The sequence below is a fragment of the Ruegeria sp. YTSC004 genome, from assembly GCF_059609805.1.
The window spans coordinates 43,692-56,844 of the sequence record NZ_JBXWMJ010000004.1 but is presented as its reverse complement, the minus strand read 5'-3'; the positions used below and the strand labels follow the sequence as shown (position 1 = coordinate 56,844).

General features: G+C 54.7%; 16 protein-coding genes and 1 tRNA gene. 10 read left to right on the top strand and 7 right to left on the bottom strand.

Annotated features, from left to right (window positions below; translation table 11 throughout):
• Positions 1-13: 13 nt before the first annotated feature.
• A complete protein-coding gene (locus tag AC2FFP_RS09040) occupies positions 14-1,432 on the bottom strand; it encodes a TolC family outer membrane protein (protein ID WP_496766863.1) in 1,419 nt (472 codons plus the stop codon).
• A 95-nt stretch (positions 1,433-1,527) separates the two neighbouring features.
• Complete coding sequence (locus AC2FFP_RS09035) at positions 1,528-2,181, bottom strand: protein-L-isoaspartate O-methyltransferase family protein (RefSeq protein WP_496766862.1); 654 nt, start codon at positions 2,179-2,181, stop codon at positions 1,528-1,530.
• A 227-nt stretch (positions 2,182-2,408) separates the two neighbouring features.
• Here AC2FFP_RS09035 and AC2FFP_RS09030 point away from each other — a divergent pair.
• Positions 2,409-2,482: transfer RNA gene (locus AC2FFP_RS09030), tRNA-Cys, on the top strand.
• A 68-nt stretch (positions 2,483-2,550) separates the two neighbouring features.
• Here AC2FFP_RS09030 and AC2FFP_RS09025 read toward each other — a convergent pair.
• The 3 genes from AC2FFP_RS09025 to AC2FFP_RS09015 form a co-directional block, all read right to left on the bottom strand.
• Positions 2,551-3,498: a site-specific integrase gene (locus tag AC2FFP_RS09025; RefSeq protein WP_496880954.1), complete on the bottom strand. Its 948-nt coding sequence runs from the start codon at positions 3,496-3,498 to the stop codon at positions 2,551-2,553.
• Between the two features lie 80 nt (positions 3,499-3,578).
• Positions 3,579-3,770: a hypothetical protein gene (locus tag AC2FFP_RS09020; protein WP_027259529.1), complete on the bottom strand. Its 192-nt coding sequence runs from the start codon at positions 3,768-3,770 to the stop codon at positions 3,579-3,581.
• A gap of 23 nt (positions 3,771-3,793) precedes the next feature.
• On the bottom strand, positions 3,794-3,970 hold the full coding sequence (locus AC2FFP_RS09015) for an Arc family DNA-binding protein (RefSeq protein ID WP_394410439.1): 177 nt from the start codon (positions 3,968-3,970) through the stop codon (positions 3,794-3,796).
• Between the two features lie 102 nt (positions 3,971-4,072).
• Between AC2FFP_RS09015 and AC2FFP_RS09010 the strand changes: the two genes are divergently transcribed.
• Positions 4,073-4,411 carry an Arc family DNA-binding protein gene (locus AC2FFP_RS09010; protein WP_297756399.1) on the top strand — a complete coding sequence of 113 codons (339 nt, stop codon included), beginning with the start codon at positions 4,073-4,075 and terminating at the stop codon, positions 4,409-4,411.
• A gap of 40 nt (positions 4,412-4,451) precedes the next feature.
• Positions 4,452-7,298 carry a UvrD-helicase domain-containing protein gene (locus tag AC2FFP_RS09005; RefSeq protein ID WP_496880953.1) on the top strand — a complete coding sequence of 949 codons (2,847 nt, stop codon included), beginning with the start codon at positions 4,452-4,454 and terminating at the stop codon, positions 7,296-7,298.
• Here the strand turns inward: AC2FFP_RS09005 and AC2FFP_RS09000 are convergent.
• A complete protein-coding gene (locus tag AC2FFP_RS09000; RefSeq protein WP_496880952.1) occupies positions 7,295-7,936 on the bottom strand; it encodes a hypothetical protein in 642 nt (213 codons plus the stop codon). The two genes, AC2FFP_RS09005 and AC2FFP_RS09000, sit on opposite strands and share 4 nt — an antisense overlap.
• Before the next feature lie 158 nt (positions 7,937-8,094).
• Here AC2FFP_RS09000 and AC2FFP_RS08995 point away from each other — a divergent pair, with 158 nt between their 5' ends.
• The 3 genes from AC2FFP_RS08995 (at position 8,095) to AC2FFP_RS08985 (ending at position 9,715) form a co-directional block, all read left to right on the top strand.
• Complete coding sequence (locus AC2FFP_RS08995; RefSeq protein ID WP_058239030.1) at positions 8,095-8,307, top strand: helix-turn-helix domain-containing protein; 213 nt, start codon at positions 8,095-8,097, stop codon at positions 8,305-8,307.
• Between the two features lie 2 nt (positions 8,308-8,309).
• A complete protein-coding gene (locus AC2FFP_RS08990) occupies positions 8,310-8,498 on the top strand; it encodes a hypothetical protein (RefSeq protein ID WP_496880951.1) in 189 nt (62 codons plus the stop codon).
• A gap of 230 nt (positions 8,499-8,728) precedes the next feature.
• Positions 8,729-9,715, top strand: coding sequence for a hypothetical protein (locus AC2FFP_RS08985; RefSeq protein WP_496880950.1), 987 nt, complete (start codon positions 8,729-8,731; stop codon positions 9,713-9,715).
• Positions 9,716-9,862: 147 nt separating this feature from the next.
• On the opposite strand, the gene AC2FFP_RS08980 is transcribed toward AC2FFP_RS08985, so the two are convergent.
• Positions 9,863-10,120: a hypothetical protein gene (locus AC2FFP_RS08980; protein WP_496880949.1), complete on the bottom strand. Its 258-nt coding sequence runs from the start codon at positions 10,118-10,120 to the stop codon at positions 9,863-9,865.
• 102 nt (positions 10,121-10,222) lie between these two features.
• Here AC2FFP_RS08980 and tnpA point away from each other — a divergent pair, with 102 nt between their 5' ends.
• From tnpA to AC2FFP_RS08960, 4 genes are all read left to right on the top strand, one after another.
• The gene (tnpA, locus tag AC2FFP_RS08975; protein ID WP_496880948.1) at positions 10,223-10,627 is read left to right on the top strand and encodes an IS66-like element accessory protein TnpA; all 405 of its coding nucleotides are present in this window, start codon (positions 10,223-10,225) and stop codon (positions 10,625-10,627) included.
• Positions 10,624-10,977 (top strand): IS66 family insertion sequence element accessory protein TnpB, encoded by a 354-nt coding sequence (tnpB, locus tag AC2FFP_RS08970; protein WP_496677303.1) that lies wholly within the window; start codon positions 10,624-10,626, stop codon positions 10,975-10,977. Before tnpA ends, tnpB begins: the two co-directional genes overlap by 4 nt.
• A gap of 55 nt (positions 10,978-11,032) precedes the next feature.
• Entirely contained in the window at positions 11,033-12,601 is a 1,569-nt protein-coding gene (gene tnpC / locus AC2FFP_RS08965; RefSeq protein ID WP_496880947.1) for an IS66 family transposase, read from the top strand.
• Positions 12,602-12,822: 221 nt separating this feature from the next.
• The gene (locus tag AC2FFP_RS08960) at positions 12,823-13,140 is read left to right on the top strand and encodes a hypothetical protein (protein ID WP_253282779.1); all 318 of its coding nucleotides are present in this window, start codon (positions 12,823-12,825) and stop codon (positions 13,138-13,140) included.
• Positions 13,141-13,153: the final 13 nt, after the last annotated feature.

Sequence of the window (13,153 nt, the reverse complement as noted above, 5' to 3'; positions counted from 1 at the left end):
ATAGTATTGGCTCTTAGTCGCGGCGCAGTGCTTTGAGAACGCGATCCAGGTCCTTGCTTTGTCTGCTGACCTGAGCCGGCGCTTTCTTGACCAGGTTATAATACAGCGTCGGATCATAGATCTGCACCGCCAGCCCCAGACGTTCTGCAGTCAGCAGACCCTGTGCCTGCAACAGCTGGTAGGCGGCGCGCGAACGCTCGATCCGCGACGCGACTTCGGCCAGCTGCGCATCCAGCAGATCCTGCTGGGCGTTCAAAACATCCAGCGTGGTCCGTGCACCCAAAGTGGCCTCTTCGCGAATACCGTCAAACGCCACCTTCGATGCGCGCACCCGTTCGCTTGATGCCCGCAGGCTTGCAGATGCCGCCTGGAAACGGGCATAGGCTTCGGTCACACCCTGAGTGATATCTTTTTGCACATTCAACAGGTTGGCACGCGATGCATCCCGTGTGGCCATGGCGCGGCGCACGCTTGCGGCCAAACGGCCACCAGCATAAATCGGCTGGTTGAAATTCAACGAAACCGTGCCGTCTCTGGTGTTGTCGTCGTTGTCATAGCTCTCGGTGATACCGGCATCGGCATTCAGGCTGACATTCGGACCCAGGTTGGCGCGCTGCTGCGCCACGATCAGATCGAAGGCACGCACCTGGTGCTGAGCCGAAAGAATGGCCGGGTGATTACGCTGCGCAAGGCTGACGGCCTGCGGTTCCGAGTTTGGCAGGTTTGGCAGGCTCGGTTGACCGGCCGTGCGTCCGGGCGATTTGCCAACGGCATTCACATATTCCGCCTGTGCCGTATCGAGGTTACCGCGCGCAACAGCCAGATCAGCTTGCGAGCTTGCAAGCTGGGCTTGTGACAGCGCAACGTCCGTACGCGTGACCTCGCCTACATCGAACCGGTCCTGCGATGCGCGCAGTTCTTCGGCCGATACGTCGACGTTGTTCAGGCGAATCTGTACGGTTTCTTCCTGCAAAAGAACTTCGAGATAAGCATTGGCTCCGCGGAACAGAACCTGTTGTTCGATATCAATAAGGGTCTGCCTAGTGGACAGCACCGTTTCTTGCGCCGATTGCTTGCCCAGAACAGCAGCCCCACCATCGTAGAGCAACTGGCTGAGGGTCAGCCCCGTGAAGAAGTTGTTCGGGTCGGGTCTTGTCACCACATTGTTGACTTCGCGACGCGTGTAGTCGTGGCTAATTGCAACCGTCCAGTTGATGATCGGTCGAAGCGCCGACAACGCGATTGCCACGTCTTCGTCTGCTGCACGCAACAAGGCGCGGTTTTGTTCCAACAAACCGCTGGTATTGTAAGCGCCAATGAATGCGTCAGTTATATTGTCGGCCCAAACGGCCCGTCCCGGCACAAAGCTAAGTGCGACCCCTGCAGTCAGCGCCAGCGCTTTGACCAGCTTCCCTCCCGCCATAGAACCCATAACGAAATCCTCTCAAATCGAATTTACCCTGCTCTGCCTATAGTTTGCGCGTTTGCGTTAAACTAATCAAGGCGGCAGAAAAATCAGCTGTCAAACTATAGCGAAAATACACGATTTTTGGAAAATGTCTGCAAAATCGGTGCATTGGCGTTAAACGCATCCCGCCAGGTCACACGACCCCCTGATTTATGGCCGATACGGACGACCCCCAGCGCACCCTGGACAAAAAGGCAGGCAATTCGCCCATGATCCTTAAGCTGTGCGATCAAAGCATCGGGAACCTGTTCAACGCCGCCTTGGATCATGATCACGTCATAGGGTCCATGTTCAGGGGCACCCAGCCCAAGCGGACCGACATGGACAATCGCATTGTCTGCCTCCGCCTCCATCAGAATGGACTGGGATTCGGCCGCAAGGCTCTCGTCTTCCTCTACGGCGACAACCAGCTGTGCCATGCGCGCAGCCACAGCGGTCGAATACCCCAAGGCCGGAGCAATATCCAAAACCGACTCGTCGGTGGAAATGTTCAATATGTCCAGCATCTTAGCCAGGGTCCGCGGCTCCAGCATGCAGCGCCCGTCACCCAGCTCGATCAATCCCTCGACATAGGCGGCCTCGCGCTGTGCATCCGGCACGAAATTCTCGCGCTTGACGGTAAGCATCGCGTCTATGATGGGAAACTTCGTAACATCAGAAGGACGTATCTGGGTATCGACCATCGTTCGGCGGCGGGCTGCGAAATCTGTCATTGGATCGCTCATCTTGTTCCCTTGGGTGATTGAGTTCTGCCACATCCTTGAAAAACCAGCAACGGCCCAGACACGGAAACTTTCCAATCTTCACAAGATACAACGTCGCAACGGAAGACTAAGTTTGCACCCGACCCTGAAATTTGCGCTCCCCCCTCTGGACGCTCCTGTCGAAAGCTGCTAAAACGCCGGTCACACCACGGCAAGTATTTGATTTTACTTGAAAAGGCGAGTTGGCGGAGTGGTGACGCAGCGGATTGCAAATCCGTGTACACCGGTTCGATTCCGGTACTCGCCTCCAATAAAATCAATGACTTGCGTCATCCTTCTTCTCCTTCACCGCCATTTTTGAAACAACCGTTGAAACTTTCACGTTTCGGTCTTGCTTCGTTCCATTTGATTTCTTGCCTCTTGAGCGCGCTTCGCGAGCTCTCTTTGCCGGATTGGCCCACCGTACTTTTTCAGCATCTCAACGCCTGAGTGACCGGTGACGGCTTTGACCATCTCGTCATCACATCCAGCCAGATACAGCTCAATCGTCGCATTTTTCCTGAGCCCGTGCGTTTTGTAGTAGCTCGCCTTCTCGTGCTTCATCTTCTTTTTGATGGCACGCATTTCCTCGGCAACGATACGGTAGCTCACTGGTCGACCTTTCGCGTCGGTCACAACAGTGCCGTCCGTTCGTGCGAGCCCGTCGAGATGGGCTTTCAGGCGGTCGGTGAGCGGGATCCAAAGAGGCTTGTCGGTTTTGCCCTGCGTGAAATCGAATCCTTCATCGGAGAAGTGCTCCCATTTCATCTTCACGACATCGCCAATACGCTGGCCTGTTCCAACGCAAAGCTCGTAAACCAGCCGCGCCCTCTTTGAAGCCAGCGCTTCGAACTCGGCCCGAACATCATCTGGCCAAGGCTCCCAGCCGTCGCTCTGCTGCTTGAAAAGCGGAATACCCTTCGCCGGATTGCCGTGCTCTTTCTTGATGAAGCCGATCAACCGGGCGTGATTCATCAGGACGACCATGACCTGGACAAGATAGTTGGCTTGCCGCCAATGATCCGCATTGGCCCGGTGCAATTCATAAATGTGATGGGTTTCGATCCTGGCCGGGTCTTTGTCGGCCCAGATCTCACGAATGTGGCTGATGTACCGCCGATAGTCGGATCTCGTCCGGGGCTTCAGCTTCTTGTAGGCGTCGCTCTCGTAGTAGCTAAGGATCAACGCCTCAAAATTGCGTTTGACCGGCGCAGGCGCTGGTTTTCCTTTCAGCAGGCGATTGTAATGATCCCAAAATTCCGGCGTGCCCGCTTCCTCGTGCATCATGACCGAGATACCGCGCGAACGCCGGATGAACCGGAGATACCCCCGGTCATTGTAGACGTATTTGGGCAAGCTCTTGCGAGTCATTCGCCCATTCTCAGGTCACTGTTGAGAAAGTCGTCTGCCGCCTCTGGCGCGACCATGTTGGCATCGACGATGACACTGCCATCAGGCTTGATCTCAAATTTTGCCCGCTGCCAACCTGCCTCCCGCGCCTCGCGGATGAAGGCCGAGGCAGCCTGTCTCGCCTTTGTCTGCACACTTGCTTTGGTCATCTGATCGACACCTCTCTTAATCGTTAACAACGCGCACTATCACCCTGATCCATATTGATATTTCCAACTGATCCGAGTGTGGACCGCCTGTCTTTCGCCGCGCGAATGGCGCGGATCACTTCTGAATTTTGGGAGTTTCCATTGCGATCTGACTCCGCCTTGATCCACTCTTTGAGCTCTTGCGGAAGCCGAAGCTGCATTGGTTTACGACTTTTCATGAAACGCCTCCAGGTTGAAACCACAACCTGTTAGTGGCACTTAGCCACTATTGCGTCAATTGCCTTTTATGGCACAGTGCCACTATGCCAGAACAAAGCTCTCAAAATCAGGATAAATTCATCGTGCGTTTGCCAGACGGCCTGCGCGATCGAATACGCCTCGCGGCTGAGGCTAACCATCGCAGCATGAATGCTGAGGTCGTTGCCCTCCTCGAAGAAAACTATCCGGCCCCTGTACCGGAAAACGTCACCGATCCTGCTGCAAGGCTTCTTTTCTGGCTTGCCAAAAGAATACGACGCAGAACGCCTAAACCGGGATCAGCGAGAGAGCGCCAAGCGGCGCTGTACGAGAGCATCGCGAGCGACATTACCGCTCGGATGGAGGCGATTAATCAGAGCAATCAGAAAGGCGGCAATGGTTAGCGAATTGAACGTTTAACCTCTAGAATCTGCCGAGAGAAAAATGTCCAAAACACTTTGGCAGCGCACGAAACACGTTGCCTCAACATATACTTGGACCTTCATAGTTGTGATGGTCCTCAATCAACTTCTATTCTTCGGCTTTTGCCTCAATCCAATTTGTTTGATCGCGGCTATGCCGCATGTTCTTGCTATCACAGTGGCGTTGGGTAGCTGGTTCAACAAAATCAATGGCTGGGGCGGTGGCGACCAAGAAGTGGAGCGATCCCCCCCTTCAACGAGGGTCGTTCCAAAGAGAGTCCCAGCAATTGGGCCCAGTTCAGAGTATTCAGATTGGCGCAGCGCTTGGTCAACATCCATTGAACCGAACAGATGGATACCCAAAGGTGAAGCCGAGAACATTGTCCGACGCTTTCCACCATTTAAGAACGGGAGCGAAGAAGCTGAACCCACTTCGCAGTATCCGCATTTTCAGAAGGCTCTTGCAAAGGAGTTTGATGCGGCCAACTCCGCTTTTGGCAAAAAACAGAAAGAACGGTTGAGCGATTTTTTTTCGTCAATCGAGCGGAACCCGCTCACCGATGAGCAAATGGATTGCTGTATCTGCATGGACAACGCGCTTCAAATCGTTGCCGCTGCAGGATCCGGTAAAACATCAACTATCGTTGCACGTGTCGGGTATGCGCTAAAAGAAGGCCTAGTCCCACCTGAGGAGATTTTGATTTTGGCGTTCAACCGATCCGTAAAGGACGAACTGGAAACTCGCATCAAAGAACGCCTTGGTGATTTTCCCAACGTCCAACGCATTAATGTAAAGACATTCAATGCATTCGGCCTGGAGGTAATCGGAAAGAGCACCGGGCGAAAGCCGAGGTTGGCTGACTGGGTTGAACCTGGCAAAGACGTCCAGGCCATCTCAGAAATTGTAGAAGACCTTCGCCAACGCGATCCCCGCTTCCGGCTTGACTGGGACTTGTTCAGAACGGTCTACGGTCGCGGCATCGATGAGTGGGATAGCATCAAACAACCGCAAACCGATGTGATAGGTAAAGGCAGCGTTCCAACCGCAGACGGGAAACTAGTTAAGAGCCAAGAAGAGCGCATGATCTGCGATTTTCTCTTCTACCACGGCGTGCCATATGAGTACGAACGAGCATACGAACACGACACTGCCACAGAAGAGCACTCCCAATACCATCCTGACTTTTATTACCCCCGCTTGCACCTCTACCACGAGCATTTTGCGCTAGACGAGGATGGCAAGGCACCGGCCCATTTTTCCGGCGGTTATGTTTCGGGTGTCCTCTGGAAAAGGGAGTTACACGACGAAAAAGGAACCCAGCTATTCGAAACCACCTCGCATGGCTTGCGAAACGGTAACGACCTAGATCGGCTGAAATCCGAACTGGAGAAACACGGCGAAGTTCTGGAGTTCGACGAAAACCGCAAATCCACCGGCCAAGAGCCAATTCCAACCAAGCAACTAGCCTCGACGATCCGTGCTTTCCAGCAGCATGTCAAAAGCAATGGACTGAGCCCGAGGGACTTGCACCAGAAGATTGCTGATCATGAGCGTGGCCACCGTAACCGGCTAACGCGTTTCGTTAAACTCTACGAAAGAATCGCAGAGGAATGGCAGCGGCGTCTTTCTGTCGAAAACTGCATCGATTTCGATGACATGTTGCTCGATGCGATCAAGCACCTGAATGAAGGGACATATCAAAGCCCCTTCAACATGGTTCTTGCGGACGAGTTTCAGGATGTTTCTCAGGCGAAGTTACGTTTACTCAAAGCCCTAAAGGAAAGCGCAGGGGCTTCCGCAAGCTTGTGCGTTGTTGGCGACGACTGGCAAGGGATCAACCGTTTCGCTGGTGCCGATATTTCTGTCATGACCGGTTTCGACCGAACATTCCCGAACGCCACGCAGCTCACACTAAGCAAAACGTTCCGATGCCCTAAGGTTTTGTGCGAAGCATCCAGCGACTTCATCCAGAAGAATCCGATCCAAATAAAAAAGACCGTTGAAACCACCAACACTTATGAAAGAGCCGGACTTCATACATTTGCAGCTGAGACGATGAGTGGCGCTCTTGAGCGCATTGAGAAAGATCTTAGGCAGCTGCATGGTGCCGCCAAAAATGGCCAGCTTGACGTGCCCGACGGCAACAAAATCACCATCATGCTCTTGGGCCGTTATCACAAGGATAAGCCCGCCAGCTTCAACAGCTGGAAGCGCGCCTATGGCGATCAACTTGAGCTCCGTTATTCTACTGCCCATGCCGCAAAAGGCCTCGAGGCTGACTATGTGATGCTTCTCAATGTCACCGAGGGCTTGATGGGTTTTCCAAGCCAAATAGTTGACGACCCTGCATTGCAGCTCGCGATGCCAGAGCCTGATGACTTCCCACTGGCTGAGGAGCGCCGCCTTTTCTATGTTGCCCTGACACGCGCCCGCCGACAAACGCGTATCTATACATTGCAGGACAAGCCTTCGCGGTTTGTCGTCGAGCTCGCCAAAGACGGGCACACCGAGATCAAAAGCGAAAAGGCTACTTTGAAGGTCTGCCCAAAATGCGGGGCTGGCACACTCAGCCAAAAGACCGGACGATTTGGACCGTTTGAAGCGTGCAGCGCGCATCCAGAATGTGATTATACCAAGCGACTACTTTCGGTTGGTAGAGGCGGCGCTTCTGCGGCGAAATCCATTCGACTAAAAGACCCCATAGCTGAAGGGGCGAAATGTCCAACATGCAATCAAGGCACCATGGTTCTCCGAATGGGGCCAGACGACAAACCGTTCCTTGGGTGCTCTTCCTTCCCTCGTTGTCGAACAACAGCACAAGTCACCAAACGGCAAAACGGGATCGGAAAAAGGGGCACTGGGCACTAGTAGGCCACCCACTCAAATCCATGGTTGCCTTCGTGATCTTCCCATTCGACACCGACCCCGCGCCGCCAATTTGATGACGAACAGCGCCGTGACGGTAGGACCCATTGTGGGGCGGCGGCTGGTGTCGTGCGTTGCCAGCTGAACTCGCCCTGCGTACCGTAGGTCCCGAGGCGCATATTGTAGCTCTCAGAGCAATCATCGTCGCGACCGCGCTCGCGATGGCTGTAGTACCGCATATCCCAGACGCGGATCGAGCGGACAAAATCGAATTCCAGACCGCTGATGTCGATATCTGCACCGCCTTCAGCTACCTGAGCCTGAATAACTTGGGCGAGTGCCTGACCATTGTGATTGCTGGCCTCCCAGATCTTCGGGACCGTGCTTTGCAAAGGCGCGCGCACAGAAACGCCCATAGGGCAACGCCAGATTTGCAACGGCGGCTCAATCGGCCAGGGCGTGATCCGGCGGATAAACACGGCGCGGGCATGGGCACATTCTGCTGACGCGGGCCACCCACCAGCTAGGCAAAGCAGAATTGCGCAGTCAACCTGATAGGCCTTTGCCGCCTGCGGGGCCACGGTTGAAAGCAGAGCCACTACAGCTCCAGCGGCCCAATTTCTGATAAGTCTGAACCACATATCAATAAATGCCTCATGATAACATTACTGCATTATTGATACACTACATCCAACCCCGACCTTCACACCATATGCGAGCATAGCGTTTATGATGTTCGCGCGCGTTTTGTGGAATATATTCCGTAGAGCGGTTCTTGTGATCTGGCCGAATAGGGGCCATGAAATTACGGGAACGAGTAGGGTTAAATGTCCGGAATCTAAGAAGTTCCAGAGGATTGAGCCAAGAACAGCTAGCTTTGGCCGCGAACATCGATCGCAGCTATATCAGCGAGATTGAACTCGCCAAAAATTCAGCATCAATCGATGTTCTGGAGCGGATCGCGGATGCCCTCGAGGTCGATCCCAAGGAATTGTTTAACGAGAGGGGCTAGTTTTGCCCAAACTTGAAAGTGCTCGCACGACGGCCGAAGCGATCGGTCGCATTACGTGCATCAAAACAGGCAAAGAAATCGGCCTGCTGTACCAGTGGGACAACGGCGAGACGCAGGCCGCGTTGTTCGATAAGAGCGCCCTCTCAACAATGAACTCCGCAGAACCGGATGCTAGCGCGAAACACGGCTAGCTGCCTGAGTGGAGCCGCTTAGTTCAGTCCTGCACGAGGCGTGAACGGCAAAAAGCTTCATCAAGCGATACGCATTTGCATCGCAGCCATGACTTCGCTAGTTCTGCCTGAACCATCGCCCGCACTTCCGTGCCCCTTACATTTGACCTTCCAAGACTTGGTCGAAAAGCTAATTTATATGAGCGTTTACATGCCATTGCATGAATAGTTGTGACGCCCTTCGCGAATTTATGAAGAAGATACCAAGTATGAATCCGATAATTATTGATGCAGCAACTATTTTTGATCCTGCAAGGTTGATTGCGGTTTTGGCATCCGTCGATATCAGGCATTCAGAGGTTTGGGTTTCCCAACGATATGATCATATCAAAGAGAAAGATTTTCTTACCGGGTTTGGCACGGAAAGCAAATTTGCACTTCTCCCAGATCTGTCGGGAAAATTTAAAGCAGACCCTCTAGAAGTACCTACGGCCAACGAAAAGTTGGACCCCAATTTTTATATGACGGGCCCGAAAATCCTTCGCTGGGCACTCAGCAAGGGAATGGTTGTCCCCAAGGATCTATATCGATACGACGAACTAGCCATCAGCTTAGAACGCGAACATAGGATTGGCGGTCTCTCTGAAGCGATTATGCTTGGAGCCCCAGCCGAGTATGACATTCGAGCGGGCAAGGAGCGAACCGAAGAATACCTAGGGCGTACAGGCAGGAAAACACTTGGCCCTGAATACGCTTGGCGATTGGAGCCCTATGGCATAGGCCATGGCTTAGGATTAATCTTGGCGGCTGCCCAAGAGGAAAATGTTGAGCCATTCATTAGCCACCCAAATTTTCGCGACAATGTCTCAACTCACAATTACACATACTATGAACGCAAAAGACGCATTTTAACAGCAACCGAGCAACCAGAAGAGCGTGAGAAATATTCCATTCAGGATGCAATTGAGATTTCAAAATCTATCTTTTCATGCCCTGAGCCAGTAGATATCTCTCAAGTGGCCTTCTATCTGGATCAGAAAGATAGAATAGAACACATTACCGGCATTATCGCAGCATCCCGTGATCTAGAAGCGAGAAATAAAGACATAGGCATCATAACCAGCAAGGCGATAGGGACTTATGCCGTGGATGCAGCGTTATTTGGGGGGTTCCCAGTTGCGACAGGTTTAGCGTCAATTTACGATGTCGGAGCTCGTTTTTTCGGAAGAAAAATGTAGTATGAGTTACTTAAACCCTCTGAAGTCTTTTCCTGTTTGCCAAGTTACACTGGGAGCGGTCATTGCTATAGCCGCATCCTGTGGCAGCATTGCTCTGCGGTGGGACCCCACTGTTAGATAACAGCTATCTCTGGCTAATGACGGGCGTCATTTCCTCACACCTTCCAGAACTTCCAAAACGCGCGCGTAGTCTTCGCTGGCGACGCGCGCTTGCTCGAAGACCTCACGACGCTTCTCATCCAGACAACGGAAGTACCGCTCAACGTCGGAAAAATACTCATCCTCATCGCGCCTCAACAGGTCCGCATAGGCCCGCACGTAGTGGGCCTTGGTCGGCATCCAAGGCGGCGCAGGCAGTAGGCAACTGCCTGCGATCGCGGCGGACCCCCAACTCAGAACGGCCATAACCGCCCATGTTTGTTTGCAAGCGTTGCGTGAAGGTCACCTTCCAGCCCTGTGCCTGATCTGAGATTCCACCTTGGAGTGATTTTCGAGGTGAGTTTCTCCATGGAGAGTACAAGAGAGTTTCTCATCGGGCTTGGCGTTATTTTCTCACCCGATGGGAGGCGGCGTTGGCCGGATGATTTGAAGGCGCGGATTGTGGCGGAGACGCTGCTGCCGGGTGCGACAGTGAATGATGTTGCCGCCAAATATGGCTTGAAGCCGAACCATGTCTCGTCGTGGCGGCGGATGGCCAAGGATGGTGATCTTGTTCTTCCGGTTTTGGAGGAGGAAGCCGCGTTTGCGCCGCTGGTGGTTTTTGAAGATCCACCTTCGCCACCGGTCCCGGATGTCGCGCTTTCTACGCAGCCCATCGAGATTGCGGCTGGAGACATCCTGATCAAGCTGGATGGGGCCACTCCGGCGGCGCGGGTGGCTGAGATTGTCCGGGCCCTTGGCGTTGGGTCATGATCTTCCCCTCGAACCGGGTGCGGATCCTGGTGGCGACCAATCCGGTGGATTTTCGGAAAGGCCACGACGGGCTGTCAGCCCTGGTGCAATCGGTTTTGCGCAAGGATCCCTTCACAGGGACGGTCTTTGTGTTCCGTTCCAAACGCGCTGACCGGCTCAAGCTGCTTTACTGGGATGGGACCGGCCTCGTGATGGCGTACAAGCGGCTGGAAGACACGCGCTTCACCTGGCCCGCCATTCGGGACGGTGCGATGACGCTGAACCACGCCCAGTTCGAGGCGCTTTTTGCGGGGCTGGACTGGCGCAAGGTGAAGGCTTTGGAAAGCCGCCCTCCGGCTGCGGCCGAATGAATCAGGGGCTCAATTGTGCCGCGTCAAACCTGGGCTTTCGTGCTATGCGGCGACCATGTCCGACGCTGCTAACGACCTTGATTTGAGCCTGCTGCCGCCTGCCTATCGTGCGGCTTTTGAAGCGTTGCAGGTTCAGGCCGCACGGGCAGCCGAGCTTGAAGAGATCAACAAACGGCTCGAACATCTGGTGGCGGAACTGAACCATGCGGTGCATGGCAAGAAGTCCGAGAAGCTGGATGAGGGCGAACGCCAGCTCTTGTTCGAAGAACTCGAAGTTGCTGTCGCCGAGGTGCAGGAACGCAAGGATACACAAGTCCCCAGCGAAGATGGGCCAAAACGCAAACAGGTGGCGCGACGCAATCTGGGCAATCTGCCCGAGCATCTGGAGCGCATCGAACAGGTTGTCGAGCCCGGCAGCTTGATTTGCCCCTGCGGGTGCGGGGAGATGCACAGGATCGGCGAGGACCGATCCGAACGTCTGGACATCGTGCCAGCCAAGCTGCGCGTAATCATCACCGTGCGCCCAAAATACGCCTGCCGCCAGTGCACTGATGGCGTGACCCAGGCCCCGGTGCCAGCGCGCCTGATCGAAAGGGCACTGCCAACAGAGGGCACCATCGCGCATGTGCTGGTCTCGAAGTATGCGGATCACTGCCCGCTTTACAGGCAATCCCAAATCCTGGCTCGTGCAGGCATCGACATTCACCGATCCACTTTGGCGGATTGGGTCGGCAAAGCGGCCTTCCATCTGGGCCCGGTCGTGGACCGGTTGGCCGAACACCTGAAGACATCCACGAAGCTTTTCATGGATGAGACAACCGCGCCGGTCCTCGATCCCGGCCGCAAGAAGACCAAAACCGGATACCTCTGGGCACTGGCGCGCGATGACCGGAATTGGGGCGGCGATGACCCGCCGGGCGTCGTGTTCTTCTATGCCCCCGACCGACGAGGCGAGAATGCGGAAAAGTTCCTCACCGGCTTCGATGGCATCCTCCAGATCGACGGCTACCCCGGATACAATCGCCTGACCCGCGCCACGCGAACGGGCGGCGAGCCCATTGTCGTTGCCCATTGCTGGGCGCACGCCCGCCGCAAGCTCAAGGAAATCCACGACCGCGACAAATCCGAGATCGCGGCAGAGGGCCTGCGCCAGATCGCCGAAATCTATGCCATCGAAAAGGATATCCGAGGCACATCCCCCGGCCAGCGCCTATCGGCCCGCAAAACCCGATCCGCGCCATTGGTCGCAGCCTTTGGCGACTGGTTGAAAGCTCAGCGCGCCCGTGTCTCGGCCAAGTCCCGCCTCGGAGAAAAACTGGCATATATCCACCGCCATTGGGGCGGCTTGCAAACCTTCCTCAACGACGGACGCGTCGAGATCGACAGCAACCAGGTCGAAAATCTAATCCGCCCGATTGCCCTGAATCGGAAAAACGCACTGTTCGCAGGCCACGACGAAGGTGGCAAAGCCTGGGGGCGCATCGCCTCACTGATCGAAACCGCCAAAATCAACGGCGTCGAACCCTTCGCCTATCTCAAGGCCACACTCGAAGCCATCGCAGCCGGGCACCCCAAAAACCAGATCGACGACCTGCTCCCGTGGAACTTCAAACCGTCAAGCTGAAAACACGGTGGGCCGCAGCCGCCTCTTACGTTTGTTTCAAAAGCGCCATATTCTCTTGGCTCAGCCACTCCGTTGCAGTAAATTTGTTTCAACGCATGAAGGGCGCAACAACTCAAATTGCACCTATTGATTGCAAGATTATAATATTGTATCGGTTCGGTAGTCCATGAGGGACTGCCGGGCTAATGCACAATTCTGCAAGGCTCGATCCTATGAATTTGATGCAAGACGCCCCAAATGTTGTCAGTGAAGACGGGCTGCGCACGCTGCTTGCCGAGGGCCATTCGGCGGATGTTGTGTGCCGGGTTACGCCCAAACGTACAGGTGCTCAGTGGTCCGGAGTTTGGACCGTGCATTGCGTCTCGCCAGATGGCGAGACGCGTCGCCTGCTCGTCACTGCGCGTAACAACATGGCTGCCCGAGAGTTCAAAACAATCAACGGCTTATCCAGCTTCCTCGCCGGGCTTGGTGTTTCGATCGTCTCGATCCCGATGCTCGAAGGAAAGGTTGCCTCACACAAGCTGGACGACGCGGGCTAAGCCACTTGCCGTC

Bases quoted from the DNA above. Each gene is read 5' to 3' on its own strand.
- AC2FFP_RS09040 (WP_496766863.1), bottom strand. From the start codon at position 1,432: ATGGGTTCTATGGCGGGAGGGAAGCTGGTCAAAGCGCTGGCGCTGACT.
- AC2FFP_RS09035 (WP_496766862.1), bottom strand. From the start codon at position 2,181: ATGACAGATTTCGCAGCCCGCCGCCGAACGATGGTCGATACCCAGATA.
- AC2FFP_RS09025 (WP_496880954.1), bottom strand. From the start codon at position 3,498: ATGATGCACGAGGAAGCGGGCACGCCGGAATTTTGGGATCATTACAAT.
- AC2FFP_RS09020 (WP_027259529.1), bottom strand. From the start codon at position 3,770: ATGACCAAAGCAAGTGTGCAGACAAAGGCGAGACAGGCTGCCTCGGCC.
- AC2FFP_RS09015 (WP_394410439.1), bottom strand. From the start codon at position 3,970: ATGCAGCTTCGGCTTCCGCAAGAGCTCAAAGAGTGGATCAAGGCGGAG.
- AC2FFP_RS09010 (WP_297756399.1), top strand. From the start codon at position 4,073: ATGCCAGAACAAAGCTCTCAAAATCAGGATAAATTCATCGTGCGTTTG.
- AC2FFP_RS09005 (WP_496880953.1), top strand. From the start codon at position 4,452: ATGTCCAAAACACTTTGGCAGCGCACGAAACACGTTGCCTCAACATAT.
- AC2FFP_RS09000 (WP_496880952.1), bottom strand. From the start codon at position 7,936: ATGTGGTTCAGACTTATCAGAAATTGGGCCGCTGGAGCTGTAGTGGCT.
- AC2FFP_RS08995 (WP_058239030.1), top strand. From the start codon at position 8,095: ATGAAATTACGGGAACGAGTAGGGTTAAATGTCCGGAATCTAAGAAGT.
- AC2FFP_RS08985 (WP_496880950.1), top strand. From the start codon at position 8,729: ATGAAGAAGATACCAAGTATGAATCCGATAATTATTGATGCAGCAACT.
- AC2FFP_RS08980 (WP_496880949.1), bottom strand. From the start codon at position 10,120: ATGGCCGTTCTGAGTTGGGGGTCCGCCGCGATCGCAGGCAGTTGCCTA.
- tnpA (WP_496880948.1), top strand. From the start codon at position 10,223: ATGGAGAGTACAAGAGAGTTTCTCATCGGGCTTGGCGTTATTTTCTCA.
- tnpB (WP_496677303.1), top strand. From the start codon at position 10,624: ATGATCTTCCCCTCGAACCGGGTGCGGATCCTGGTGGCGACCAATCCG.
- tnpC (WP_496880947.1), top strand. From the start codon at position 11,033: ATGTCCGACGCTGCTAACGACCTTGATTTGAGCCTGCTGCCGCCTGCC.
- AC2FFP_RS08960 (WP_253282779.1), top strand. From the start codon at position 12,823: ATGCAAGACGCCCCAAATGTTGTCAGTGAAGACGGGCTGCGCACGCTG.